The 25,708-nt window shown below is 59.6% G+C and carries 21 protein-coding genes and 1 pseudogene; 18 read left to right on the top strand and 4 right to left on the bottom strand.

Annotated features, from left to right (window positions below):
- Window positions 1-41 precede the first annotated feature (41 nt).
- Window positions 42-2,536 (top strand): annotated as a pseudogene (locus tag F0169_RS16170) (helix-turn-helix transcriptional regulator).
- A 4-nt stretch (window positions 2,537-2,540) separates the two neighbouring features.
- Here the strand turns inward: F0169_RS16170 and F0169_RS16165 are convergent.
- A complete protein-coding gene (locus tag F0169_RS16165; RefSeq protein ID WP_122251635.1) occupies window positions 2,541-3,419 on the bottom strand; it encodes a helix-turn-helix domain-containing protein in 879 nt (292 codons plus the stop codon).
- A gap of 138 nt (window positions 3,420-3,557) precedes the next feature.
- Here F0169_RS16165 and F0169_RS16160 point away from each other — a divergent pair, with 138 nt between their 5' ends.
- A complete protein-coding gene (locus tag F0169_RS16160; protein ID WP_058414908.1) occupies window positions 3,558-4,460 on the top strand; it encodes a DMT family transporter in 903 nt (300 codons plus the stop codon).
- Between the two features lie 59 nt (window positions 4,461-4,519).
- On the opposite strand, the gene norR is transcribed toward F0169_RS16160, so the two are convergent.
- On the bottom strand, window positions 4,520-6,070 hold the full coding sequence (norR, locus tag F0169_RS16155; RefSeq protein WP_152747061.1) for a nitric oxide reductase transcriptional regulator NorR: 1,551 nt from the start codon (window positions 6,068-6,070) through the stop codon (window positions 4,520-4,522).
- 147 nt (window positions 6,071-6,217) lie between these two features.
- On the opposite strand from norR, the gene hmpA reads away from it, so the two are divergent.
- From hmpA to queC, 8 genes are all read left to right on the top strand, one after another.
- Window positions 6,218-7,399 (top strand): NO-inducible flavohemoprotein, encoded by a 1,182-nt coding sequence (gene hmpA / locus F0169_RS16150; protein ID WP_152747060.1) that lies wholly within the window; start codon window positions 6,218-6,220, stop codon window positions 7,397-7,399.
- Between the two features lie 228 nt (window positions 7,400-7,627).
- Window positions 7,628-8,134: a disulfide bond formation protein B gene (locus F0169_RS16145; RefSeq protein WP_058414905.1), complete on the top strand. Its 507-nt coding sequence runs from the start codon at window positions 7,628-7,630 to the stop codon at window positions 8,132-8,134.
- Window positions 8,135-8,927: 793 nt separating this feature from the next.
- Window positions 8,928-9,869: a ubiquinol oxidase subunit II gene (gene cyoA, locus F0169_RS16135; protein WP_058414904.1), complete on the top strand. Its 942-nt coding sequence runs from the start codon at window positions 8,928-8,930 to the stop codon at window positions 9,867-9,869.
- 3 nt (window positions 9,870-9,872) lie between these two features.
- On the top strand, window positions 9,873-11,891 hold the full coding sequence (gene cyoB, locus F0169_RS16130) for a cytochrome o ubiquinol oxidase subunit I (RefSeq protein WP_152747059.1): 2,019 nt from the start codon (window positions 9,873-9,875) through the stop codon (window positions 11,889-11,891).
- Window positions 11,892-11,894: 3 nt separating this feature from the next.
- Entirely contained in the window at window positions 11,895-12,521 is a 627-nt protein-coding gene (locus F0169_RS16125) for a cytochrome o ubiquinol oxidase subunit III (protein ID WP_058414902.1), read from the top strand.
- Entirely contained in the window at window positions 12,521-12,856 is a 336-nt protein-coding gene (gene cyoD, locus F0169_RS16120; RefSeq protein ID WP_058414901.1) for a cytochrome o ubiquinol oxidase subunit IV, read from the top strand. Before F0169_RS16125 ends, cyoD begins: the two co-directional genes overlap by 1 nt.
- Window positions 12,857-12,867: 11 nt before the next feature.
- Window positions 12,868-13,755, top strand: a complete 888-nt coding sequence (cyoE, locus tag F0169_RS16115; RefSeq protein WP_058414900.1) for a heme o synthase — start codon at window positions 12,868-12,870, stop codon at window positions 13,753-13,755.
- A gap of 103 nt (window positions 13,756-13,858) precedes the next feature.
- Complete coding sequence (gene queC / locus F0169_RS16110) at window positions 13,859-14,557, top strand: 7-cyano-7-deazaguanine synthase QueC (RefSeq protein ID WP_058414899.1); 699 nt, start codon at window positions 13,859-13,861, stop codon at window positions 14,555-14,557.
- 42 nt (window positions 14,558-14,599) lie between these two features.
- Here the strand turns inward: queC and F0169_RS16105 are convergent, their stop codons facing one another.
- The gene (locus tag F0169_RS16105; RefSeq protein WP_058414898.1) at window positions 14,600-15,484 is read right to left on the bottom strand and encodes a queuosine precursor transporter; all 885 of its coding nucleotides are present in this window, start codon (window positions 15,482-15,484) and stop codon (window positions 14,600-14,602) included.
- Window positions 15,471-16,076, bottom strand: coding sequence for a helix-turn-helix transcriptional regulator (locus F0169_RS16100; RefSeq protein ID WP_152747058.1), 606 nt, complete (start codon window positions 16,074-16,076; stop codon window positions 15,471-15,473). Before F0169_RS16100 ends, F0169_RS16105 begins: the two co-directional genes overlap by 14 nt.
- A 276-nt stretch (window positions 16,077-16,352) precedes the next feature.
- On the opposite strand from F0169_RS16100, the gene glyA reads away from it, so the two are divergent.
- From glyA to F0169_RS16060, 8 genes are all read left to right on the top strand, one after another.
- Complete coding sequence (gene glyA / locus F0169_RS16095; protein ID WP_152747057.1) at window positions 16,353-17,711, top strand: serine hydroxymethyltransferase; 1,359 nt, start codon at window positions 16,353-16,355, stop codon at window positions 17,709-17,711.
- 97 nt (window positions 17,712-17,808) lie between these two features.
- Window positions 17,809-18,894 (top strand): pyoverdine biosynthesis transaminase PtaA, encoded by a 1,086-nt coding sequence (gene ptaA / locus F0169_RS16090; RefSeq protein WP_152747056.1) that lies wholly within the window; start codon window positions 17,809-17,811, stop codon window positions 18,892-18,894.
- 210 nt (window positions 18,895-19,104) lie between these two features.
- Window positions 19,105-19,827, top strand: a complete 723-nt coding sequence (locus F0169_RS16085; RefSeq protein WP_152747055.1) for a helix-turn-helix transcriptional regulator — start codon at window positions 19,105-19,107, stop codon at window positions 19,825-19,827.
- Window positions 19,828-20,077: 250 nt separating this feature from the next.
- Window positions 20,078-21,148, top strand: coding sequence for a fatty acid desaturase family protein (locus tag F0169_RS16080; protein WP_152747054.1), 1,071 nt, complete (start codon window positions 20,078-20,080; stop codon window positions 21,146-21,148).
- A 4-nt stretch (window positions 21,149-21,152) separates the two neighbouring features.
- Entirely contained in the window at window positions 21,153-22,124 is a 972-nt protein-coding gene (locus tag F0169_RS16075; protein ID WP_172979459.1) for a proline dehydrogenase family protein, read from the top strand.
- 13 nt (window positions 22,125-22,137) lie between these two features.
- Entirely contained in the window at window positions 22,138-23,388 is a 1,251-nt protein-coding gene (locus F0169_RS16070; RefSeq protein WP_152747053.1) for an ATP-grasp domain-containing protein, read from the top strand.
- On the top strand, window positions 23,388-24,587 hold the full coding sequence (locus tag F0169_RS16065) for an MFS transporter (RefSeq protein ID WP_172979458.1): 1,200 nt from the start codon (window positions 23,388-23,390) through the stop codon (window positions 24,585-24,587). Before F0169_RS16070 ends, F0169_RS16065 begins: the two co-directional genes overlap by 1 nt.
- Before the next feature lies 1 nt (window position 24,588).
- Window positions 24,589-25,707 (top strand): aminotransferase class V-fold PLP-dependent enzyme, encoded by a 1,119-nt coding sequence (locus F0169_RS16060; protein ID WP_152747051.1) that lies wholly within the window; start codon window positions 24,589-24,591, stop codon window positions 25,705-25,707.
- Window position 25,708 lies beyond the last annotated feature (1 nt).

Here is a 25,708-nt window from a genome sequence, read left to right as displayed (position 1 = left end):
AGGCGGCAGGTTGCATAACAATAAAAAAGCAGGATGCAGCAATGACCGCCATGACACGCTGCCTGGACCGTCCTGGATTCATGCCACGGCTGTCTGCCCATCATCTATTGCGCCCGCGCCTTGCCGGGCCTTTGCTCGCGGCGCAGGCACGCGTGAAATTGCTCTGCGCGCCGGGCGGCAGTGGCAAGAGCGCGCTGCTCGCCGAGTGTGCATTGCAGGCCCCGACGGGCTGCCAGGTGTATTGGCTGCCGCTCAACGGCAGCGTGCTCAGCCCTCTCGATTTCTGCTCGCGGCTCGCACAAAACCTCGGCCTGGCGTTTGTCGACGAAGCGACCTTGCTGCTCGACCTCAGCCGTTGGCAAAACCCTGCATGGCTATTTTTCGATGATTTCTGTCGCTTGCCCGCGCCCGCGCTGGACGCCTTGCTCGACCGCTTGCTCACCGCCAGCAGCCCCTCGCTGACGTGGTGGCTGGGTGCGCGGCGGCGCCCGGTGTGCAACTGGCCCCGGCTGTTGCTCGACGACGAGCTATTGGAATGCACTGACTTGCTCTTCAGCCGTGCGGAGATCCAGCAACTGCTCGGCCCCGGCCACAGCGTCGACAGCGTGATGCAGTTCAGCGCCGGTTGGTGCGCCGGCGTACGCATCGCCTTGCTCGGTGACGGGCACCCCGAAAAAACCCTGCTCGACTATCTGCAACATGAGTTGCTGCACAGCTTGCCGGTCGAGCTGGACGAAGCCTGGCGGGTGTTGGCGCTTTTGCCGCGATTCAATGCGGGCTTGTGCGAGCACCTGTTCGGTTCGGGCGACGGCGATCAGTACCTGCGCGATTTGCAGGCGCTGGGTGCGTTTATCCAAGCCTGGGACGACAGCGCCGATTGGCTGCAGGTGTTCCCGCCCTTGACGCAATTGATCCGCGATGCGCCCTGGCCGGCCAAACGCGCCTGGCACCGGCGTGCGTGCCAATGGTTCACCCGCCAACAAGACTGGCAAGCCGCCTTCGAACAGGCGCTGTTGGCCGAAGCCTATGAAGTGGCGGTCAGCCTGTTACAGCATTTCAGTTTTGAAGACCTGTTCCGCGAGCAAAACGTGGTGCTGCTGTTGCGCCTGCATGAGCAACATGGCGATGAGCTGATGCTCGGCTCGGCGCAACTTGTGGGGCTGTTGACGGCCGCATTATTGTTTGCCGGGCGGTTCGACCAGGCGGTAGCGTGCATCCACCAACTCGCGCGGTTCGCGCCGCAACCGACGGCGGCGCAACAGCGCTATCTGTTGGCCCGCTGGCAAGCGCAATGGGGCTGGTTGCTGCATTTGGGCGGCGATGCCGAGCGCTCCCGCGAGCATTTTCTGGAAGCGTTGCAAGCCTTGCCCGACAGCGCCTGGACCTCGCGCTGATGTGCCTTTCGGGCCTGACCCAGCAAGCCTTGCTGCGCGGTGAGTTAAACGTGGCGCAAGGCTTGAACCGCGAAGCCTTGTGCCTGGCCCGCGCGCAGGGCTCGCTGGTGCTGGAGGCGTTGCTGGAGCTGGACCACGCGCAATTGCTGGAGCAGCGCGGCGTGCCGTATCGGGCGCAGAGCCTGCTGGAAAACGTACAGGCGATGCTGGCTCGGCAGCGGCTCAAGGCGCAGCCATTGGAAGGCCGAATCGCTTTGCGGCGCGGGCATTTGGCGCTGCGCCAAGGCCACGACAGCCTGGCCACCGAGTGTTTCGAGGCCGGGTTGAAGCTGTGCCTGCACAGCCAGGACAAGCGCGTGCTGTACGGGTTTCTCGGCCTGGCGTTGCTCGCCGCGAACCACGGCGATTACGCCCAAGCCTTTGTCCAACTGCGTGAGGCCGAGCGCCTGATGCAACAACGGCAGGTGCCTGACACGGTGTATCGCGCGGTGCTGCTATTGGTCAGCGGGCACTTCTGGCTGCAACAAGGTCGCGCCGAGTTGACCGTGGCAGCGGTGCGCCGAGTGCTGCGTCACTTTCGTGGGCCACAGGCCCGACAGGCGCCGCCGGCCACGCTGGAACTGATCCCGCGGCTCGAATATTTGTTGGTGCTGGCCGAAGTAAAACTGGGCTGCGCCGATCAACCTGTGGCGCGCTTGAATGCCTTGCTCACCACCACGCAACAGCGCGGCATGCTGTGCCTGGAGACCGAGCTGCACTTGGTGTTGGGCGAGGTGGCCTGGCAACTCGGCGATGCGGCCCTGGCCCGTCGCGCCCTGCAAGCCGGGTTGGCATTGGCCGGGCGTTGCCAGGTGCAGCAGGCGATTCGCGAGCTGCGTTTGCGCTCGCCAGGGTTATTGAGTGAGCTGGGCCTGGAGGCGCAGGCGGCACCCAGCGCTGCGCTGCAAAACCCGCTGAGCCAACGTGAGCTGGAAGTGCTGCAATTGATCGCCCTCGGCAACTCCAACCTGGAAATCGCCAATCGGCTGTTTATCTCCCTGCACACCGTCAAGACCCACGCGCGGCGCATCCACAGCAAGCTCGGCGTGGAGCGGCGTACACAAGCGGTGGCCAAGGCGAAGACTTTGGGCTTGATGGCGTGAAGGTTCAGGCGGTGCAGAACGCCTGGCGGTATTCGCCAGGCGTGGCGCCCATGGCCTGGCGAAAGCGTTGGCTGAAGTGGCTGGCGCTGGCGAAACCGCACAGCCAGGCTATTTCACCCAGCGCCAGAGCGCCGCTGCGCAGCAGGCTTTGCGCATGGGCCAAGCGCCGCGCCAACAGGTATTGATGCGGCGGCAGGCCGAAGCTTTGGCGGAACATCCGCGCAAAATGGTATTCCGACAGCGTACACATCGCGGCCAATTGGCTCAGGCTGATCGGGTCTTGCAGGTGGTGGTCGATGTAGTCCACCAACAGCCGCCGTTGGTGCGCCGCCAACCCGCCTTTCAAGCGCAGCCCGTCGCGCGCGCCGACTTGGCTGAGCAATGTGTGGCTGAGCATTTCATGCGCCAGGCTGCTGGTCAGCAAGCGCTCGGCGGGCTCGTGCCAGTTGAGGGCGATCAACTGGTGAAAGCGCCGGGCCTGGTGTGCATCTTCAAGAAAGGTGCTTTCGCGCAATTGCAGTTCACGCGGCTCACGGTCGAGCAGGGTGACGCAACCGAGGGCAAATTGCTCGGGGCTGAAATACACATGGGCCAGGCGAATCTCTCCGTTGATCACCCAGGCTGACTGGTGCTCGGCGGGCAAAATGCACAGTTTGTCGGGGCCGCCTTTGGTGCCCGGCTGGTCGCGGCGGAAGGTGCCGGTGCCGCCGCCGATGTAGCACGACAACGTATGGTGGCTGGGCGCCTGGTAATCCTGTGCATCGTGATGGTTGCTCCACACCGCCGCAGACACGCCGTCACCGAGCTCGGCGCAGGCTTCAAGGCGTGCGTTGGGCGAGCGGTTAAGCGCTTGAAACACGTGCAGCGATTCCAGATCAGGCATGGTGTGTACTCTTTGACGCCTTGCATCGTACTCCGCAGCGCGCGGGCTGTGAGCCCGCCGCGCAACAAAAGCGCAAGAATATGCAAGAGCGCCGGCGGGTTGCCGAGCAACACTGTGGCTCAACCACCGGAGCCTGCCATGAACCTTTCCCTGTATTTACTCACCGTGCTGATCTGGGGCACCACCTGGATCGCGCTTAAATGGCAACTGGGCGTCGTGGCGATTCCCGTGTCGATCGTCTATCGCTTCGGCTTGGCGGCGCTGGTGTTGTTTGTCGTATTGCTGCTTAGCCGCAAGTTGCAGGTGATGAACCGGCGCGGGCACTTGATCTGCCTGGCGCAAGGCTTGTGCCTGTTTTGCGTCAACTTCATGTGCTTTCTGACCGCCAGCCAATGGATTCCCAGCGGTTTGGTGGCGGTGGTGTTTTCCACGGCCACCCTGTGGAACGCCCTCAATGCGCGGGTGTTTTTCGGCCAGCGGGTCGCGCGCAATGTGTTGCTGGGCGGCGGCCTTGGGTTGATGGGCTTGGGCTTGTTGTTCTGGCCCGAGCTGGCGGGGCACACCGCCAGCCCGCAGACCCTGCTGGGGCTGGGCTTGGCGTTGTTGGGGACGATGTGTTTTTCGGCGGGCAATATGCTCTCCAGCTTGCAACAGAAGGCCGGGCTCAGGCCGTTGACCACCAACGCGTGGGGCATGGCGTACGGCGCGGCGATGCTGGCGACCTATTGTGGGGTGCGCGGTATACCCTTCGACATGGACTGGAGTGCGCGCTACGTCGGGGCGCTTTGGTATTTGGTGATCCCGGGGTCGGTGATTGGTTTTACCGCTTACCTCACCTTGGTCGGCCGCATGGGGCCGGAGCGCGCGGCGTATTGCACGGTGCTGTTCCCGGTGGTGGCGTTGAATGTGTCGGCGTTTGCCGAGGGGTACCAGTGGACCGCGCCGGCCTTGGCGGGGTTGGTGCTGGTGATGCTGGGGAATGTGTTGGTGTTTCGCAAGCCCAAGCCTGCGAGCCCGACGCTTCAGGCCAAGGCCATCTAACGCGCGCGCGCTGGCTAGCCTGCGATGCCCTTCTGCCTGATCGTTCTAATGGGGGAGGGTTATTTGAGGCCCAGCCGTTTGGCCATGCGGCCCAGGTTGGCGCGGTCGAGGCCGAGTTCGCGGGCGGCGCTGGCCCAGTTGTGTTGGTGGCGTTGCAGGCACGTGCTGATGACCTGGCGTTGGTAGTGTTCGGTGGCCTGGCGCAGGTCGCCGGTGACGGTGACGGCGGCGGCATCCGCCTGTGCCTCGGGCACCGGCGGCGCGCTGACGCAGGGCAAGTCGAGGTCCTGCGCGCTCAAGCTCAGAATGTTCGGGCGCTCGCGACAGCTACCCAGCGCTTTGAGCGCGCTGCGCCCGATCAAATGTTCCAGCTCGCGCACATTGCCCGGCCAGTTGTAGGCCAGCAATGCCGATTGGGCATCGCTGGTCAGGCGCAGGCCGCCCAAGCCCATGCGCGAGCGGTTCTGCTCCAGGAAAAAACCCGCCAGCAACAGCACATCGCGTCCGCGCTCGCGCAGCGCCGGCACGTGCAGCGGGTACACGCTCAGGCGGTGGTAGAAGTCTGCACGGTAATGGCCGTTGCGCACCTCTTCGGCGAGGTCGCGGTTGGTGGCGGCGATCAGGCGCACGTCCACCTGATGCTCTTTGTCCGAGCCCAGGCGCTGTAACTGACCGCTTTGCAGCACGCGCAGCAGCTTGGCTTGCACGCTCAGCGACAACTCGCCCACTTCGTCCAAAAACAACGTGCCGCCATTCGCCAGCTCGAACTTGCCCCGGCGCTCGTTCAGCGCGCCGGTAAAGGCGCCGCGCACGTGGCCGAACAGCTCGCTTTCCACCAACGTCTCGGGGAGTGCGGCGCAGTTGAGGCTGATCAGCGGTTTTTCCGCACGCGCGGAGGCGGCGTGCAGGGCTTGAGCGACCAGCTCCTTGCCCACCCCGGTTTCGCCGGTGATCAGCACGGTCAGGTCGCTGCCGCCCACCAGCTTGATTTCTTCGACCAGGCGCTTGTGAGTCTTGCTCTGGCCGATCATTTCTTTGTGCTGTTGGCCGCTGGCCTGGCGGTAGATTTCGGCGCGCTGGTGCGCGTCTTCGGCACGCAGTGCCAAGCGCTCGATACGTTCGGCGACGTTGACCGTGGCCGCAGCGAGGCTGGCGAAGGCTTGCAGCGCTTCCAGCTCGACGCGCTCGAAACGTTCAGTGTCCAACGCGTCCAGGGTCAACAGGCCCCACGGCGTATCCTCGATAAACAGCGGGCAGCCCATGCAGTCATGCACTGGCAGGTGGCCGTGCAGGCCATCGATCAAACCGTCGTAGGGGTCGGGCAGTTCGCTGTCGCTGTCAAAACGGGTAGGGCCGGGGCTGCTCAGCAGCACGGCGAAACGCGGGTGTTCGCTGACCTTAAAGCGCCGACCGAGGGTGTCGGTACTCAGACCATCAACGGCCAACGGCACCAACCACTCACCGTCGAGCCGCAACAACGCGGCGGCGTCGCACGGCAGCAGGGCGCGCAGCGCGTGCAGCAGGCGGCGGTAACGCTCGCCTTCGGGCAGCTCGCGAGACAGGTCTGCGACCAGCGGCAGCAGGGTAGTGAGCAGCGATTGTGCAGTCATAATGACTCCTTGTAGTCCGTATGACTATAAAGTGCTAGAAGTCATATTGACTACATTGAATTTAACTTATTGAATAATATAGTTTTATTTGTTGGCACACATACTGACTAAGCAAAGGCATTCAGTTAGAAGACTCAGGAGTCTGCCATGCTTAGTGCCCAAGACCGTGCCATCATTCAATCCACTGTGCCGCTGCTCGAAAGTGGCGGCGAAGCGCTGATCACGCATTTTTACCGCATGCTGCTCGCGGAGCACCCGAGCGTTCGCCCGCTGTTCAACCAGGCCCATCAGGCCAGCGGCGACCAACCCCGCGCCCTGGCCAACGGCGTGTTGATGTACGCGCGGCATATCGATCAGTTGGACGCGTTGGGTGACCTCGTTGCCAAGATCATCAACAAGCACGTGGCCTTGCAGATTTTGCCGGAGCATTACCCGATTGTCGGCGCCTGCCTGCTGCGCGCCATCTGCGAAGTGCTGGGCAGCGAGATCGCCACGCCTGCGGTCATGAGTGCCTGGGGCGCGGCGTACGGCCAGTTGGCCGACATCCTGATAGGCGCCGAAGCCGCCATCTACGATCAAAAAGCCCAGGCGCCGGGTGGCTGGCGCGGTGCGCGGCCGTTTGTGCTGGTCAAACGCGTGGAGGAGAGCGCTGAAATCACCTCGTTGTATTTCGCCGCCGCAGATAACGGGCCGATCCTGGCCGCCGCTCCGGGCCAATACATCGGCATGAAGCTGCTGCTTGATGGCGAAGAAGTGCGCCGCAATTATTCCCTGTCGGCGCTGAGCGATGGGCGCTTTTACCGTATCAGCGTCAAGCGCGAGCCCGGCGGGCGGGTGTCCAACTACCTGCATGACCAAGTGCATGTGGGCGCGACAATCGACCTGTTCCCGCCGTCGGGTGAGTTCATCCTGGCCGCCAGCGATAAACCGTTGGTGCTGATCAGCGGCGGGGTGGGTATTACGCCGACATTACCAATGCTCGAAGCGGCGTTGGCGACTGAGCGGCCGGTGCACTTTATCCACTGTGCGCGTAACGGCTCGGTGCATGCGTTCCGCGAGTGGGTCGATGGCTTGGCGGCCATGCACCCGCAACTGAAACGCTTTTACTGCTATGCCGAAGAGGATGGCACACGCCCGGCGCCGCACAGGGTGGGCATGCTGAGCCAGGCGCAACTGGCGGCGTGGTTGCCCGAGCAGCGTGATCTGGATGCTTACTTTCTTGGCCCTAAAGGCTTCATGGCGGCGGTCAAGCGGCACCTGAAGGCGTTGGGTGTGCCGGAGCAGCAAAGCCGCTATGAGTTTTTTGGCCCGGCTGCGGCGCTGGAGTAACGCGCTTAACAGTGTGCTTTTTGTAGGTGTGTCAGTTGAGAAATACTTAGCTGACACACCGCTATCGCGAGCAAGCCCGCGCCCACAGTTGACTGCATTCTGCTTGAGAGAGTGGCTTGGCTATTCGCGCTGATTAATCCCCCGTTAACCCCTCTCTGTTTTAACCACACTCTGTGTGTAAACTTGCGGCCATCAGGCACAACCATAATCAGGCAAAGGGAAACGGGGATGAGTGACGAATTGCGTTTAGGCAGGGAGCGACGCTTTCTAGTGTTGCTGGGCATCATCTGCCTGGCGCTGATTGGCGGCGCGCTGTACATGCAAGTGGTGTTGGGCGAGGCGCCGTGCCCGCTGTGTATCCTGCAACGCTATGCGTTGCTGTTGATCGCGGTGTTTGCATTCATCGGCGCCGCGATGCGCAGCAAAGGCGCGGTCACCCTGTTTGAAGGGCTGGTGGTGGTCAGCGCTCTGGGTGGCGTGGCGGTGGCCGGCCATCATGTGTACACGCAGTTCTTCCCCGAAGTGAGCTGCGGCGTCGACGTGCTGCAGCCTATCGTTGATGAGCTGCCGCTGGCCAAAGTGTTCCCGCTGGGCTTTCAGGTTGACGGCTTTTGCAGCACGCCATACCCGCCGGTGCTCGGCCTGTCGCTGGCGCAATGGGCGCTGGTGGCGTTCGTGCTGACGGTGATCCTGGTGCCACTGTGCATTTACCGCAATCGCCAACGCCGGGCCTGAACCGATTCACCTAAGCGCCTCGACCCTCCTTTAAGGAAGGGCGGGGCGTTTTTTGTGCTCAGGGATGTGTGAAAGGGCTGTGACAAGCGGTAATGTCTGTGGCGCGCAGCATGCGACATGTTGTCACACGGAGCCTGTCGCGGTAGGCTCCTGACGCGTAGAAACGCCGCATAAATTTGCGCCCGGCGGGTAAATTGTGCTGTCAGTTCGTCGTTTGAACGCTGCCACAAATGCAACCCGGCCCGCGCCATTTGGTGATGTCCGAATGCCTTGTTTTATGGGGACTTTCTTCGTGTTTGCGTGCCCCTACACGGTGCAGGGGAGGGTGTGGCCTGCGCAATAACACGGCAATTTTTGTGGTTTTTGTTGAGAATCGAACACGATAAGATCCTGAATCTTTGCAGGATTGGTGAAGGATTGTTGCTGGAATCGATAAAAATTATTTCTTTATAAGACATGGTTTATACATCGCTAGCTAACTACAATCGCCCGCAGTGGAAGTCCGATGCTGTTCAGTATTTGAGCATCGGAGTGGTCGAGGGGCAGACGGATCGCTCTGTGCGACCCCAGTTTCCGGCAGCCTTTCAACTATCCGCACCAAATGGAATTGGTCTGTAACAAGGCCTTTAGCCACGAAATCGAATAAGAACTCACCGCAGGTCCGTGAAACGCCCCGTCATGGCGTGCCGGGCAGGCTCTTATTCAATCGAAGAGAAATGCCAACCCTTGGCAGGGTGAAGTGTTGGCGATCAAAACCCAACTGCATTGCGCAAGCTGCTTTAGAGGTCGTGAGATGAGTAAAAACAGGTACCCCCGATTACTAGGCTTTTTGCCGCTGCTTGGCATGATGTTAATGCTGGGAGGCTGCAAGTGGACCTTGCTCGACCCAAAAGGACAGGTCGGTCTGGATGAACGAAACCTGATCATCACCGCCACCCTGCTGATGCTGCTGGTCGTGGTCCCTGTGATCATCATGACCTTCGCCTTCGCCTGGAAATACCGTGCGTCGAACACCAGCGCTACGTACGCGCCGAAGTGGTCGCACTCCACCAAGATCGAAGTCGCAGTTTGGCTTGTGCCGATCCTCATCATCGTTGCCCTGGGTTATGTGACCTACAAGTCCACCCACGCGCTGGACCCGTACCGCGAGCTGGAATCGGACGTCAAGCCGATCAACATCCAAGTGGTTGCGCTGGACTGGAAGTGGCTGTTCATCTACCCGGACCTGGGTATCGCCACTGTGAACCAGATCCGGTTCCCGGAGCACACTCCGCTTAACTTCAGGATCACCTCCGACGCCGTGATGAACTCGTTCTTCATCCCTGCGCTGGGCGGCCAGATCTACGCGATGGCAGGCATGCAGACCCGCCTGCACCTGATCGCCAACCAGAAAGCTGAAATGGAAGGCATCTCCGCTAACTACAGCGGCGCTGGCTTCACCGGCATGAAATTCAAAGCGATCTCGACGAGCCAGGAAGATTTCGACGCCTGGGTAGCCGAAGTCAAGGCCGCACCTAAACAGCTTGATCAAGCTGAATACGACGCCCTTGCCAAACCAAGCCAAAACAACCCTGTTGCGCTGTACTCCGCGTTCACGCCGAACCTGTTTCAGAAAATCGTCGACAAGTACGAAGGTATGAAACCAGGCAAGCCGGTCAAGCACGAGAAGAAAGAAGTGGCTGCGGTTGAAGGTTCTGACACAGGCTCGCATTCAACTGCTGGGGCAGAGGAGTAAACGATGTTTGGTAAATTAAGTTGGGATGCGGTCCCGTTCCACGAGCCGATCGTGATGGTGACCATCGCCATGATCGCGCTGGGTGGTCTGGCACTGTTTGCAGGTATCACTTACTTCAAGAAGTGGACCTACCTGTGGACCGAGTGGCTGACTTCGGTTGACCACAAGAAAATCGGTGTCATGTACGTCATCGTGGCCATGGTCATGCTGCTGCGTGGTTTTGCCGACGCCATCATGATGCGTACCCAGTTGGCCATGGCCACCGAGGGTTCGCCTGGCTACCTGCCGCCTGAACACTATGACCAGATCTTCACCGCTCACGGTGTGATCATGATCATCTTCATGGCGATGCCTTTCTTCACCGGCCTGATGAACCTCGCCTTGCCGCTGCAGATTGGTGCGCGTGACGTTGCCTACCCGTTCCTGAACTCCCTGAGCTTCTGGCTGCTGGTATCGGGCGTTGTACTGATCAACCTGTCGCTGGGCGTCGGCGAATTCGCCAAGACCGGCTGGGTGGCGTACCCGCCGTTGTCGGGCATTCAGTACAGCCCTGGCGTGGGTGTGGACTACTACATCTGGGCGCTACAGTTATCAGGACTCGGGACGACACTGACGGGGGTCAACTTCCTGGCCACCGTCTTGAAGATGCGCGCCCCTGGCATGAAACTGATGGACATGCCGATCTTCACCTGGACCTGCACCTGGGCCAACGTCCTGATCGTGGCTTCGTTCCCGATCCTGGCCGCTACCATGGCGCTGCTGTCGCTTGACCGTTACCTGGATTTCCACATTTTCACCAATGAACTTGGTGGCAATCCAATGATGTACGTGAACCTGTTCTGGGCATGGGGTCACCCTGAGGTGTACATCCTGATCCTGCCAGCGTTCGGTATCTTCTCTGAAGTGATCTCGACCTTTACCGGCAAGCGCCTGTTTGGTCACCACTCGATGGTCTACGCTTCCGGCGCGATCTCGGTACTGGGCTTCATGGTTTGGCTGCACCACTTCTTCACCATGGGCTCGGGGGCAAGCGTCAACGCCTTCTTCGGCCTGGCGACGATGCTGATTTCGATCCCGACGGGGGTGAAGCTATTCAACTGGCTATTCACCATCTACCACGGCCGTTTGCGTGTCACCAGCCAGGTTCTGTGGACCCTGGGCTTTATGGTGACCTTCGCTATCGGCGGCATGACCGGCGTACTGCTGGCCATTCCGGGTGCTGACTTCGTGTTGCACAACAGCCTGTTCGTGATTGCTCACTTCCACAACGTGATCATCGGCGGTGCGGTATTCGGTTACATCGCTGGTTTCAGCTTCTACTTCCCGAAAGCGTTCGGCTTCAAGCTGCACGAAGGCTGGGGCAAGGCTGCATTCTGGCTGTGGATCTCGGGCTTCTTCGTCGCGTTCATGCCGCTCTATGCACTGGGCTTCATGGGCATGACCCGTCGTCTGAACGCCACTACCAACCCTGAGTGGGTACCGTACCTGTACGTTGCCATGTTCGGCGCACTGATGATCGCTGCGGGTATCGCCTGCCAGCTGATTCAACTGTACGTCAGCGTGCGTGATCGCAAGCAGAACATGTGCGAGTCGGGCGACCCATGGAATGGCCACACCCTGGAATGGTCGACCTCGTCGCCACCGCCATTCTACAACTTCGCTGTGATCCCTACTGCGAACACGATCGATGCGTTCACCGAAGCCAAGGAAGACGGTACTGCGTACCAGCAACCGAAGCATTACGAGCCGATCCACATGCCAAACAACACCGCCACCGGCGTGGTGATGGGTGCGCTGTTGACGGTGTTCGGTTTCGCGATGATCTGGCACATCTGGTGGCTGGCAATCGTGGGCCTGGTAGGCACCATCGGTTACTTCATCGTTCACGCAGCGCGTGACGATCAAGGCTACATGGTGCCGGTCGAAACGATCGAACGCATCGAAGCCGAGCAACACGCTCGCCTGGTAGCCGAGAAGAAAATCCCGGCCAACCGTGTAGAAACCTCGTTGGAACAGGCTTAAACCATGTCGAACTTAGTGACCAATGCTGGACACGCCCATGTCGATGACCATGGGCACGATGACCATCACCACGACGCCGGGCCAACGACCGTATTCGGTTTTTGGCTCTACCTGATGACCGACTGCATTTTGTTTGCGTCGATCTTCGCGGTGTACGCGGTACTCGTAAACAATACTGCCGGTGGCCCGTCGGGCCACGACATCTTCGAACTGCCTTACGTGCTCGGCGAGACCGCCTTGCTGTTGTTCAGCTCGATCACTTACGGCTTCGCCATGTTGGCCTTCTATAAGGGCAACAAGAAGGGCGTACTGACCTGGTTGGCTCTGACCTTCCTGTTCGGCCTGGGCTTCATCGGCATGGAGGTCAACGAGTTCCACCTGCTGATCTCCGAAGGTTACGGCCCGCACCGTTCCGGCTTCCTGTCTGCGTTCTTCACGCTGGTAGGCACCCACGGTCTGCACGTATCCGCTGGCCTGCTGTGGATGGCAGTGATGATGTATCAGGTCAATAAACACGGCCTGACCAGCACCAACAAGACGCGTCTGAGCTGCCTGAGTCTGTTCTGGCACTTCCTGGACGTGGTCTGGATCTGCGTATTCACCGTCGTCTACCTGATGGGGACTCTGTAATGGCTAATGCAAACTCCCATGACAGCCACGATGCAGGCCACGGCAGCGTAAAGTCTTACGCTATCGGCTTCATCCTGTCGGTAATCCTGACCCTGATCCCGTTCGGCCTGGTGATGTACCCAACCCTGCCGAAGTCGATCACCTTGATGATCGTCCTGGCGTTCGCGGTGATTCAGGTGCTGGTTCACCTGGTGTACTTCCTGCACCTGGACCGCTCGGCAGCCCAGCGTGAGAACGTGATTGCGTTCGTGTTCGCAGGCCTGGTGATCGTTCTGCTGGTTGGTCTGTCGCTGTGGATCATGTTCAGCATCCACACCTTCATGATGGCGAAGTGAGGTAAGACCCGATGTCGCTTAAGCACTTTATCCAAATCACCAAACCGGGGATCATTTTCGGTAACGTGCTTTCTGTGGCAGGCGGCTTCTTCCTGGCCTCCAAGGGACATGTCGATCTGGCCATCTTCCTGGCAGCAATGATCGGTACGTCCCTGGTGGTGGCTTCCGGTTGTGTGTTCAACAACTGCATCGACCGTGACATCGACGTCAAGATGGAGCGCACCAAGAACCGCGTGCTGGTGCAGGGCCTTATCTCCCTGAAACTGGCACTGCTGTTCGCGACCGTCCTGGGTGTTGCCGGTGTGGTGCTGTTGTACAAGGTGGCTAACCCGCTGGCGGCGCTGTTTGCCGTGATCGGCTTTGTTATCTACGTTGGCCTTTACAGCCTGTACCTCAAGCGCAAGTCGGTTCACGGCACGCTGGTGGGCAGTCTGTCGGGGGCGATGCCGCCGGTGATTGGTTATGTGGCTGTAACCAATAGCTTCGACATGGCCGCGCTGGTGCTACTGGTGATGTTCAGCCTGTGGCAGATGCCGCATTCCTATGCCATCGCGATCTTCCGTTTTAATGACTACCTGGCTGCTTCGATTCCGGTTCTGCCGGTTAAACGTGGCATTCAAGTCGCCAAGAAACACATTTTGCTCTACATCCTGGCCTTCCTCGTGGCGACCTTGATGTTGACCTTCAGTGGCTACGCCGGCATGAGCTACCTCGCCGTTGCCGCCGCCATGGGCATGTACTGGTTGTACATGGCCTGGACCGGCTACAAAGCGGTGGATGACACCGTGTGGGCGCGCAAGCTGTTCGTGTTCTCGATCTTCACCATCACCGCGCTCAGCGTGATGATGTCCCTGGATTTCCAAGTGCCCAAAGAGCTGTTGCTGACCTACGCCCACTGAGTGTGCGAGCAATAAAAGGCCCCGCCTTCGCAAGAAGCGCGGGGTTTTTTATGGCGTGCCCTTTAAACTATTCCCACCCTTTACACCTGCAGGAAGCAAAGCAATGAGTAAAAAAGCCGTTATCGTATTCAGTGGCGGGCAAGACTCGACGACGTGTCTGATCCAGGCGCTGCCGCTGTATGACGAAGTGCACTGCATTACCTTCGATTATGGCCAGCGCCATGTCGCAGAAATCGAAGTCGCACAAAAGCTGGCAAAACAACTGGGCGCCACCGTTCATAAAGTCATGGACGTGTCATTGCTCAACGAGTTGGCCATCAGCAGCCTGACCCGCGACAACATCCCCGTGCCGACCGTGAGCAGCTCAGGCGACAGCCTGCCGAGCACGTTTGTGCCGGGGCGTAATATCCTGTTCCTGACCCTGGCTGCGATCTACGCGTACCAGGTAAAGGCCGAGACCGTGATTACCGGCGTCTGCGAAACAGACTTCTCGGGTTATCCCGATTGCCGCGATGAGTTCGTCAAAGCGCTGAACAAGGCGCTTGAACTCGGCATGGAATACAACGTACGCCTGGAAACCCCGTTGATGTGGCTGAACAAGGCCGAGACGTGGGCATTGGCCGATTATCACCACCAGCTCGAGCTGGTGCGTGAGCAGACCCTGACCTGCTACAACGGGATTATCGGCACAGGCTGTGGCAATTGCGACGCGTGCAACCTTCGCGCGCGTGGCCTGAATGACTACCTGCAGAACAAGCCGGCCGTCATGCAGAGCCTGAAGCAGAAGTTGCAGCTGAACTAAGTCACTGACGCCGATGGGTTGCCCCGTCGGCGTCTTGTTGAATCAGGCAGCGGTAGCGCTACCGGTGATCCAGCGTTTGAACAACGCACGCGCGCCGTAGGCGGGCAAGATATTGAAAAACGCAAAGCCGACTTTGATCGCGATTTGCACGTAGATCATGCTCAGGATGTCACTGGTCTGCATGGCGCCGTAGAAGGCGATGAAGCAAAACAGGAAGCTGTCGATAATCACCGCAAAGAACGTGCTGAGGAAGATGCGCAGGTACAAGTATTTGGAGTTGGTCAGTTCTTTGATCTTGCACAGCAAGTACGAGTTTATATTCTCGGACACCAGGAACGACACCGAAGAGGCGACCAATACCGAAGACACTTGAATGATCACGTCATTGTACGGCCCATCAAGCTTCCAGCCCGGCAGCCCCGGCAAAAACGTAGAGCCATAGAGCAAGATGATGATCATCGCGTTACTCGCAAACGCGAACAGAATGGCCCTTCTGGCGAGGCGCAAGCCGAATTGCTCGTTGAGCAAATCCACGATCAAAAACGTCAGCGGGTAAAGAAACGTGCCCGGCGTGACGATGATGCCCAGCGACTCCAGGTAAAGCGGTTTGGTCGCGGCAATACTGGTAAAAATATAAAAAGTGAACAGCAGCAAGTTCAGGATGATGTAAATCATCCACGAGCTTTCATTGCGGTCATTCAGGTCGTAGGCCGTGAGTGTCTCCCCCTGTGAGTAAAACTTCTTGTACATGTTCTTAACTTCCATTTTGTTGAGGTTATCCATTATTTCGCTGTTGATCACTTCACTGATCTTTTTCTTGATGACCTTGCCGGTGGCGATCACCATGATCACCGCCAGGCGCTTGTCATTCTCAAACCCCAGCAACTTGTATTTGCTGTTTTCAACGGCGCCCTCATGCGTTGTCATTGAAGCGCTCCTCAATGATGTCGCCGACCACACACACGCGCTCTGAGCTGGCACAGGCCTCAAGGGTGATGAACATTTTTTTACTGGCCCGGTCGTACACCAGCTTGTCTTTGCCGAGGCTCGACGCGCCTTTTTGCACGATCAGTAAATCGCCCGGTTCATAGCTGCCGGAAATCGCGTGCTCAAGCCGCACACCGATCAGGTTGTGGGAGGTGCCGAAGTAGTAGGTCAGCGGATACAGCGTGGCCAGTTCGCCAATACGCTTGTCCAGATTTCGAATCACCTGGCTTTGCTTGAGGATCGGCACGGCCGCCGGGTTCATGTTGCCCTGCGGCGAAACACTGCTTTCGATGATTTCCTTGGCTTCAAAATCGAGGGTCTCGATTTCGTCGTAAGACACGCCGAAGAAGTCGGAGATCTTGCGGATGGTCGACTGCTGGACGTTGACGACCTTGCCTTCAAGGATGTTGTAGATGGTGGTTCTGGTCAGGCCAGCGGCACTGCATAACGACAGCTGCGTTTCGCCACGACTCTTGATCAAATACTTGATGTTGCTCTTCAAGTGCTCGGTTTTTTCCCGTCGGTGTATCAAGTGCTCACCACTCCCTTTTAGTCATAACTGTCCATTTTTGCAGCCAATCACGCGCTGGAGTGACCGTTCCCGAGGCGCATCTGGCGTTGCGGCGGCGCAAGTGTTGCATGCGTTAACCCCAACAATAAAGCCCCGGCTGCGCTGCCACGGCGCTTTGGCGGAGCCCAAGGCATGCAAAAAAACACATTTAATTTGGAAAATGTTTAATTTCCTGTTTAATTAACCGCTCGGTTCAGGACGAATCGGCCCGTAACGCCCAGCAAGGGACCTGCACTGATGGCAGTCAATACCGTACAACTGAAAACCCAGGCCGACCTGCTGCGTCGTGGCCTGACGGCGCTGCAAGCTGAAGATTTCGAGCTTGCAAGCCTCCTCGATGCCGAAGTCACCCGGCAACACCGCACCCTCTCTCTGGTAGCCTCATCCTGCGCCGTAACGCCGCGAACCCTGGTGGCCTGCGCCTCGGCCCTGGTCAATGTGACGGCCGAAGGCAGGCCCGGCAAACGCCGGGGCAGCGGCTGCGAGAACGTCGAACAGGTCGAAGCGCTGGCCATTCGCAGAGCGCGCGAGCTGTTCGATGCCCACTACGCCGGCGTGCAGTCGGAATCGGCGTGCAGCGCGATTTCGCAGGTGCTCTCGGCGCTGCTTGAGCCTGGCGACACCTTACTGGACATGGCCAATGACGATGCCGGCGATGTTGCCCTCGGCAGCCCGGCGGTGTTCATCAGCGCGGCGTGTTACAAGGCCGTTCGCTACGGCATCACCCGCGAAGGCCTGATCGATTACGCGCAGGTGCGCAGCCTGGCCCTGGCGCACCGCCCGCGCATCATCCTGTGCAGCGCCTCGGCGTACTCGCGAGGGCTGGATTTCGAGCGGTTTCGCGCGATTGCCGATGAGGCGGGTGCGATCTTGTTGGCGGATATTTCCGACATCGCCGGGCTGGTGGTGACCGGGCGCCATCCGAGCCCGATCAACGCTGCACACGTCACCATCACGTGCACCCACACGCAACTCGGCGGCCCGCGTGGCGGCTTGATTCTGTGTGGTCGAGATGCCAACACCAAGGTGCCCGGCTTGCGCTCGACCTTCAGCCGCGTGCTCGATCACGCCGCGTCGCCGCGCACGCAGTGCGCACCGGCGGTCAACCTGATCGCGGCAAAAGCCGCCGCCTTCGGTTACGCAAAAACCGCGCAATTCGACGCCTGCATGGGGCGTTTTCGCACACTTGCCGATGAAGTCACCGATGCGTTTCAGGCCCATGGCTACCACGTCGTCGGTGGCTGCAGTGAAAACCCTGCGGTGCTGGTCAGGTTGCAGGGCGGCATGACCGGCTACATTGCGGAGTCGGCGCTGGAGTCTTGCGGCATCGTCGTCAACAAGCATCGCGTACCGGGCGATGCACGCTCGTCCTGGGTGACCAGCGGGTTATGTATCGGCACCGGCGCCATGGCCCAACGCTTGGTCGACCGTGAGGGCTGCCGGCAAGTTGTTGCGCTGGTGTGTCGAGTACTCGACAACGTCACGCCGCTGGGCGAGCTGGATTACCAACTGCAACCGGCGGTGCGCGAGCAGTTGCGTGCCGAGGTGCAAACGCTGTGCGCGGAGTATCCGATTGGCGACTACCTGGAGGGCTGATTCGCGGGTGCCCGGTTAAATCAGCCGGCGCTTTCCTCGTCATATTCCTGTGTACGAGCAGTGCGAACCCATCACCCGCCTACAAGGAGTAGTCCCCATGGTCAGCGTCAGCCGTCGCTCCCTTCTCGCCCTCGGTGCGGCCCTGCCGGTGCTCGGGCGCCTGGATTGGGCGGTCGCCAGCCCTTCGCCGACCAAGGCTGACACGGTGCGGCTCAATTACAACGAAAGCCCCTACGGGCCTTCAGCCGCCGCCCGCGAGGCGATGCAGCGCGGGGTTGGCATTTGCGCGCGTTATCCCTACAGGCACATGTACGCGTTGGCCGCGCTGTTTGCCCAGCAGCAAGGCATTGCCGAAGAACAGGTGGCGGTGTTTGCCGGCTCCATGGCGGCCCTGCGTTACGCCGTTTTGGCGTTCACCAGCCAAAGCCGCGGCCTGGTGATGGCCACGCCGTCCTACGAAGTGCCGCGCCAGGCTGCCGAATCGTGGCAGGCGCCGGTGCACGAGGTAAGCCTGGACGCTACGCACGCGCATGACCTGCCGGCGATGCTCGCAGCCGACCCCCAGGCGGGCATGCTGTATGTGTGCAACCCCAACAACCCGACCGGCACGCTGACGCCGCCCGAGGCGCTTCGGCAGGCCTTGGCGAACAAACCCAAAGGCAGCGTATTAGTGGTGGACGAGGCCTATATCGACTTCTCTGATGCGGCCAGTTGCGTCAGTTGGGTCAAGGACCATGACGACGTGTTGGTGTTGCGCACGTTCTCGAAAATCTACGGCATGGCCGGCGCGCGTCTTGGCCTCGCGATCGGCCACCCGGCGCTGCTGGAACGGCTGGCGGTGTTCGGCGGCGACAATGTGCCGGCGGCTTCCACGTTGCTTGGCGCGCGTGCAAGCCTGGAGGACATCAAATTGCTTGCGCATCGCAAGGCGCTCAACACCCAACTGCGTGATGAAACCGTGGCCTGGCTGCAGGGCCGGGGGTTTACCTGCACGGCGTCGCAGAGCAATTGCTTCATGGTCGATGTGAAGCGACCGGCGCAGCAGGTGATTGAACGGCTGGCCGCACACAACGTACTGATCGGGCGCGTGTGGAAAGACTGGCCGCAGTGGGTACGCGTGACGGTGGGCAATAAACACGAGATGCAACGCTTTCGTGAGGTGTTTGCGGCGCAGGTGACCTGACCCGAAAGGCCGGTGTAAATCTTCACTGGCTGTCTGTGGCTGGCTCGCCCCACGATGCGCTGGACACGGCTGTTACGGCATGATCCATTCATGCCTCAGTGTTAGAGATATTTCCTACGATGTGAGTCGACTCTGATCAGAGGCTTCGGGATTGAAGCATTGCTGTCAGAGCGTTAGCCTCATCGTTGTCAATCATCAGGGGCGATAATCATGCGACGCGATGGTCAAGCCAGTAACTCCCTGTCCATACAGCCCGCCGATGTACGCCAATTGCTCGATGCCGAGCTGACCCGGCGTGGGTTGGGGCACTTTGAGGTTTACCAATGTGGGCCGGCGCTGGACGAAGCGGAAATCATCACCAATTACCCCGATGCGCTGGACAGGGCCGACTCGGCGGATGATTTTTACCAGCGTGGCCAATTGCTGTCCTTGTCCAAGGGCCGCGTAAAACCGTTTTTCTGGAGTGATGAAAACCTCCTCACGCCTGCCGCTGAAGCCGTCCCGGTGCCCGGCCCGTGTGCGCCGGTAGGCGAAGGCGCGAGCTTTATCGTGCATGGCAACCGGGGTTTTTACTCGATCCTCAACTTGTGCAGCTTCGGCGAAGAGCAACAATTTCGCGACACGGTGCTGGCCAACAAAAGTGAGCTGCAGATGCTGCTGGTCTCGGTCTACGACGAAGCCCTGGAACGCTGCGCACCAGCACCCGTACCCGCCGCGCCGGCGCACGACAGCGTACTGACGCCGCGAGAAACCGAGGTATTGACCTGGACCAGCCTGGGCAAAACCTACAACGAAATAGCACTGTTGGCCGCCATGAGCCCGCGCACCGTCAAATTCCACATGAAGAACGTCTGCAGCAAGCTGGATGTCACCAACGGCAAGTCGGCAATCCGCAAGGCGCTGAACCTCGGTTATATCCGCGAACAGGCCTGATCCCCACGCATCCCTGCATAAACGTCACGCTCGCCGGTGTTTTTTCACCGGCGAGCGCTCGCGTATGCGCGTCATTCGGGCCTACCTGTCTAAAAGGGCAGCTTGTTCGCCATCGAGCGGTGCTTTAGTTTTTTTGCAGCCAATGAGTCTAGCTCAGGCAAAAAATAACAATAGCTGCAACACCGCAAAAAATACCTACGCCCAGCAATGAGCACGGTGTTACAGCGTGCCGCTTAATTATGGAGTGATTATGCTGGTCGATAAGAATAACGAACCTGCTGGCGAATACGCGGCGGGCATTTCCCGTGAAACCTTCGGGATGCTCAAGCATCTGTGCAAAAAAGATAACTACCACTGGGCCATCGCGTTGGGTAAGGACTACGCAATCATTGCCTTCGCGATTTACCTGTCGTTGGGTATCAGCTATTGGTTCTACCCGGTTTCGCTGTTTCTGATTGGCACCACACAGCGCGCCCTGGCGAATGTGCTGCACGAGTCAGCGCACAAAATGTTGGCCAATAACCGCGCGATCAATTGGGTTTCCGGTACGTTCCTGTCGGGCTATCTGATCTTTCACCTGCACCAGTCCTACAGCACCTCGCACATCAAGAACCACCATGTGCACTTGGGCCACCCGGAAAAAGACCCGGACTACAACTTCCACCTCAAATGCGGGCTGTACGACGTCAAGCAGAGTGAACGTGAGTTCTTTCTCAAGAACGTCGTGATGGCCTTGTCCGGCTACCGGACCGTGCAGTACATCAACTACATCATCAAGGACCGCGTGAAAGCCCAAGGGGCAGACAAAAAGCTGCGCAACGAACGCATCATGCTGTGGGCTTATTGGGCGGTGATCGTTGCAGTTGCCGCGTGGTTCGGCGTGGTCGCGCAACTGCTGCTGTTCTGGCTGGTGCCGCTGTTCACCACAGCCGTGGCCGTGGGCTGGATCATCGAGTTGGCCGAGCATTACCCGTTGCCGGCCGCTGAGACGGAGAAGCTGCTGCTAACGCGTAATCGCAAGGGCAACGCGTTGGAAAACTTCTTTTTCGGTCGCCATGACGACAACTACCACTTGGTGCATCACCTGCACCCGGCTATTCCTCACTGGAACATGCGCAAGGCCCATGACCTGCTGATGTCGCACCCCGAGTACGCGCGTTGGGACAACTTGTGGGCAGGGATTTTTACCCGCGACCGCCACGGCCGTCACAAAGAAACCATGCTCAGTTACGCGGCCAAGTTCCGCGCCCACAAAATTGCCAACCACGCCGACGAATCGAGCTTCGCCCGTCGCATGCTCAACCAGGCCTACGGGGGTTAATGCCGTGACTCACACTGACAACAGCCTGATGGCGACCCTGGCCCTGAAAAAGCTGGCGGCGAACAAGACCTACCGCGACCTGTTCCTGGCCAGTGAGACCCTGCGTGACTTCCTGCGCCCGGCCGCGCTGCGCTACATCATTTCCGAAGATCGCCTGGAAATGCTCGACAAGCTCGCGGCCCTGCAAGGCAAAGGCTACCGCACCGGCGTCGAATACGTTGGCGAAGAGGCCACCACGCTGGCCGAGGTGACCACTGCCACCGACGAATACCTGAAACTCATAGATTTGATGGCGCTGCACCCCACATTGGTCGAGCCGCCGCAACTGGGCTTCGACCTGTCCAACGTCGGCAGCCTTATTTCCCGCGAACTGGCGATCGAGAATTGCTCGAAGATTCTCAGGCATGCCGCCGACAAGGATGTCGGCGTGATCCTGAGCATGGAGCGGTCGCAGTGGACCGACTCGATCCTGGATATTTTCATGCACCTGAGTGCGCATTTCGCCAACCTCGGCATCACCCTGCAGGCGCAGTTGAACCGCACGCCCGATGACCTTGCGGCGATCCTCGCCACCGGCTGCAAAGTGCGCTTGGTCAAAGGTGTCTATGCTGAGCCGGCGGCCATTGCGTTGCCGCGTGGCAAGCAACTGAATGAGCGTTACCTGGGCTTGCTGGACCGCATCAACGGCGCCAGCACGAACTACGCCTTTGCCACGCAAGACCCGTTGCTGGTGGAGGAAATCCTCAACAGCCAGGTTGCCAGCCGAGGCGAGCTGGAGATGCTTCACGGTGTGCGCCCCGAGCTGATCAAGGCGATCAACGACCAGGGCCAGGTCAAGACCCGAGTATCAGCGGTCTACGGCACTCACTGGTACTTGCACCTGTTGCACCGCGTGGCCGAGTTTCCGCAGAACATTTTTCTGGCGCTGGATGACGTGGCGTCGCCGCAACCGTCCGCAACCGCCACTTACTACTGAAAAGGACATCCCCATGAAACAGTACGTCGCGTTGGTTGATGTCTACTCAAGCGGTAACTTTCTGCCGCAGTTCTTCCATGAAGCGGGCATCGGCCTGATCCACGTGCAGAGCACGCCGCAACTGATGCCGAGCATGCTTGGGCCGAACCTCTCAGAGTTTGAACACAACCTGATATTCAACGGCAACCCCGAAGACGTGGTGCGCCGCCTGCGCGAGTTCAACGTGATCGCGGTAATCGCCGGCCAAGAACCTGGCGTGCCGTTCGCCGACTATTTGAGCGAGCAATTGCAATTGCCATCATCGAATGGCAGTGCCGGTTCGCGGGCACGCCGCGACAAGTTCGAGATGATCAGCAAAGTCGCCGCCGGCGGCCTGTTGACCGCGCGGCAGATCAAGTCCGCCGAGCCTGCCGAGTTGTTTGCCTGGGTGCAGGACGGCCAGGTGTTTCCCTGCGTGATCAAACCGCTCAGCTCAGCCTCGACCGACGGCGTGTCGATCTGCCACAACGTCGACGACGTTAAGCGTGCCTGCGAAGAAGTGGTGTCCAACCTCGATATTTTCGGCCTGGCCAATACCGAAATCCTCTGCCAGTCCTACCTTAAAGGCCCGGAGTACATCGTCGATACCGTCAGCCGTGACGGGCAAACCTACGTCTGCGGTATCTGGCGTTATGTGAAGCGTGAAATCAGCGGTGGCAAAAACATCTACGACCGCGACGTGCTGATTGCGCCTGACAGCGCAGAGGCCAACGTTTTAGTGGATTACATCGTCAAGGTGCTCAAGGCGTTGGGCATCAATAACGGCCCGGCCCATTCGGAAGTGATCCTCACCGAAGCCGGCCCGGCGTTGGTGGAAGTCGGCGCACGCTTGAACGGCAACATGGAACCTGCTTTCCATGACATCAGCCTCGGCGGCAACCAGGCGCAACTGACTTACCTGGCGTATTGCGACGGTGAGGCGTTCAAGGCGGGCTATGCCGGCAAGCGCTATCACAAGCTCAAGGAAGCCTGCGTGATCAACACCGACACCACGTTGCAAGGCGAGGTGACGGGCTTCAACGAAGCGGCCATTCACCTGATCGAGGCGTTGCCCTCGGTGCATAAGCTGAGCGTCAAATACAAGGCCGGCAAGTCGATGAAAAAAACCGTGGACCTGCTCAGCAGCCCGCTGCGGGTGTTCCTGGTAGCGGAAAACCAGCGCGCTATTGACCAGGATTACGAACAGATTCGTCAGAACAAAGATAACGTGTATGTGATCCGCTGATGGGCACCTATCGCGCGTTACGCGGGCTCAATGGACGCTTGCAGGCACTGTTCCTGATTACCCTGGTGTTTCGCATGGGCACCATGGCGTTCCCTTTTTATGCGGCGTACCTGATTCATCAGCACGCCGTATCTGCGGGCACCGCCGGTTTGCTGGTGGGCGTGTACGGCGCGGGTGCTTTGTTTGTGGATTTGATCATCGGCGCGGTGATCAAGCGCTTTACCGCCAACCGGGTCATCCTCGGGTCGTTGCTGCTCAACGCGTTGCTGCTGATGGTCATCCCTTCGGTGGATAACACGGCGGCGCTGTTTGTGTTGTCGTTTGTCTGGGGCGCTTGTTACGAGGCCTTCACGCCCGCGACGTTCTCCGAAACCGTCACCCACAGCAGCAATGAGACGCGCAAAGTGGCGTTCTCCTGTAACCGCCTGGCCATCAACATCGGCATGGCGATTGGGCCGTTGCTGGGCAGCCTGATTTTCTTGAGCAACGCCGACGCGGTGTTTTATCTCAACGCGGCGTTGTCGTTGGTTGCGTTCGCCGCTTGCCTGCGGTTTGGGCGCGCGGTGCCGGTTACGCCGCAAGCGGCCGTGGTGGGCAAAGGCAGCGGTTTGCCGGAAACTGCACCGCACGAGCGTTCGCGGTTGTGGGTAATTTTGCTCGCAGCGTTGCCGGTGCACATCGCCTACGCGCTGCCGCCGACGTTTCTTTCGGCCTACATCATCAATTACACCGAGTTGCCAGCGTATTACGTCGGCATCATTTTCTTCATCAATGCACTGTTGGTGATTCTGTTCGAAGTGCCGATCAATCAACGCATGTCGCACCTGTCGAGCAGCCGCTCACTGGTGGCCGGTTTCCTGCTGGCGGGTGTGGGTTTCTTCCTCATGGGGTTCAGCCACATCGGCGCGCTGTTACTCGTGGCCACGGTGCTTTGGAGCCTGGGCGAGATGATCGTGTTTCCCGGCATCACCCACTATGTCAGCAGTATTTCCAGCCGGCATACCGTCGACCGCAACCTTGGCTATTACTCGGCGGGCGTGAACATTGGGGTCATGATCACGCCGTCGCTGGCGTTCATGTTGGTGTCCCAGCCATCACTGCCTTCGCCCTGGCTGTTGGCCGGGAGCGTGTTGCTGTTGTTCGCAGTGGCAGTGGGCGTGATGAAAAGCTCGACTCTTTTGTGGAACAAGGAAGCGTGAAATGAATATCGTGCATTTGAACACCGCTGGTGCGGGTTTGATGTCGGCGGGCACCCTGAATGCGATCCAGCGCTTTACGGCCATAGAGGCTCAAATGGGCAGCTATGAGACGGAGCTGGCCTATGAGGAACTGCTCAATGTCGACCTGTACCGGGTCGCGGCCGGCCTGTTAAATGCACAGCCCTCGGACATCGCTTTTTTCAGCAGCGCCACCGAAGCCTGGACCAGCATCCTCGGCAAGTTGAACTTCCCCCGAGGCAAACGGGTGTGGGTGTCGACCTCGGAGTACGCGGCGAACCTGATCTTTTTCAACTACCTCAAGTTATCGCGCGAGATTCGCGTCGACGTCATCCCAGCCACCGCCACCAGCCCGCTGGACCTTGAATGGGTGCGACGCCACTTGGACGACGATGTGTTTCTGGTCAGTGTCTCGCACCTTCCGTCGTGCTGTGGCGTGATCAACCCGGTAGAAGCACTGGGTGCGCTGCTCAGGGGTTCGAACGCGCTGTATGCCGTGGATGCGTGCCAGTCGCTGGGGCAGTTGCCGCTGGACGTGCGTGATATTCACTGTGATTTATTGACCGGCGCGGGCCGCAAGTTCCTCTGCGGGCCGCGTGGCAGTGGGCTTGCCTACGTGTCGCCACGCCTGCTCAATCAATTGCAGCTGAATTTCGCTGACTTGCACGCCGCCAGCACCGATGGCCACGTCAACCGGCTGGACGTGGCCGGTGCGCGGGTGCTGGAGATTGCTGAAAAGAGCTTTTCGGCCCTGGTCGGCTTGCACACAGCGTTGCAAGAGTACGCGCAGGCAGGCGCGAAAGTGAGCACGGAGCCCTACGCGTTGCTCGTGCAAGAATTACGACGCCTGCCGCAGTTAACCCTGCTGTGTGAGCAGTTTGAGCAAACCGGGATTGTCTCGTTCGTGCCGCACAACCTGCCGGCCAAGGCATTTGTCGGCCAAGCCCGCGAGTTGGGGCTCAACCTGTGGGCGGGCACTGCCGCCCATACGCCGTTGCTGTTGAAGGACCTCGGCGCGAGCCATTTTGTGCGCGCCTCGGTGGGCCGGCATATCACCCTCGCTCAAGTCGAGCAGGCGCTGTTGACCCTGCGCAGCGTGTAGC

The organism is Pseudomonas kitaguniensis (assembly GCF_009296165.1).
Classification (GTDB): domain Bacteria; phylum Pseudomonadota; class Gammaproteobacteria; order Pseudomonadales; family Pseudomonadaceae; genus Aquipseudomonas; species Aquipseudomonas kitaguniensis.
This window is presented reverse-complemented; position numbering and strand designations above follow the sequence as displayed.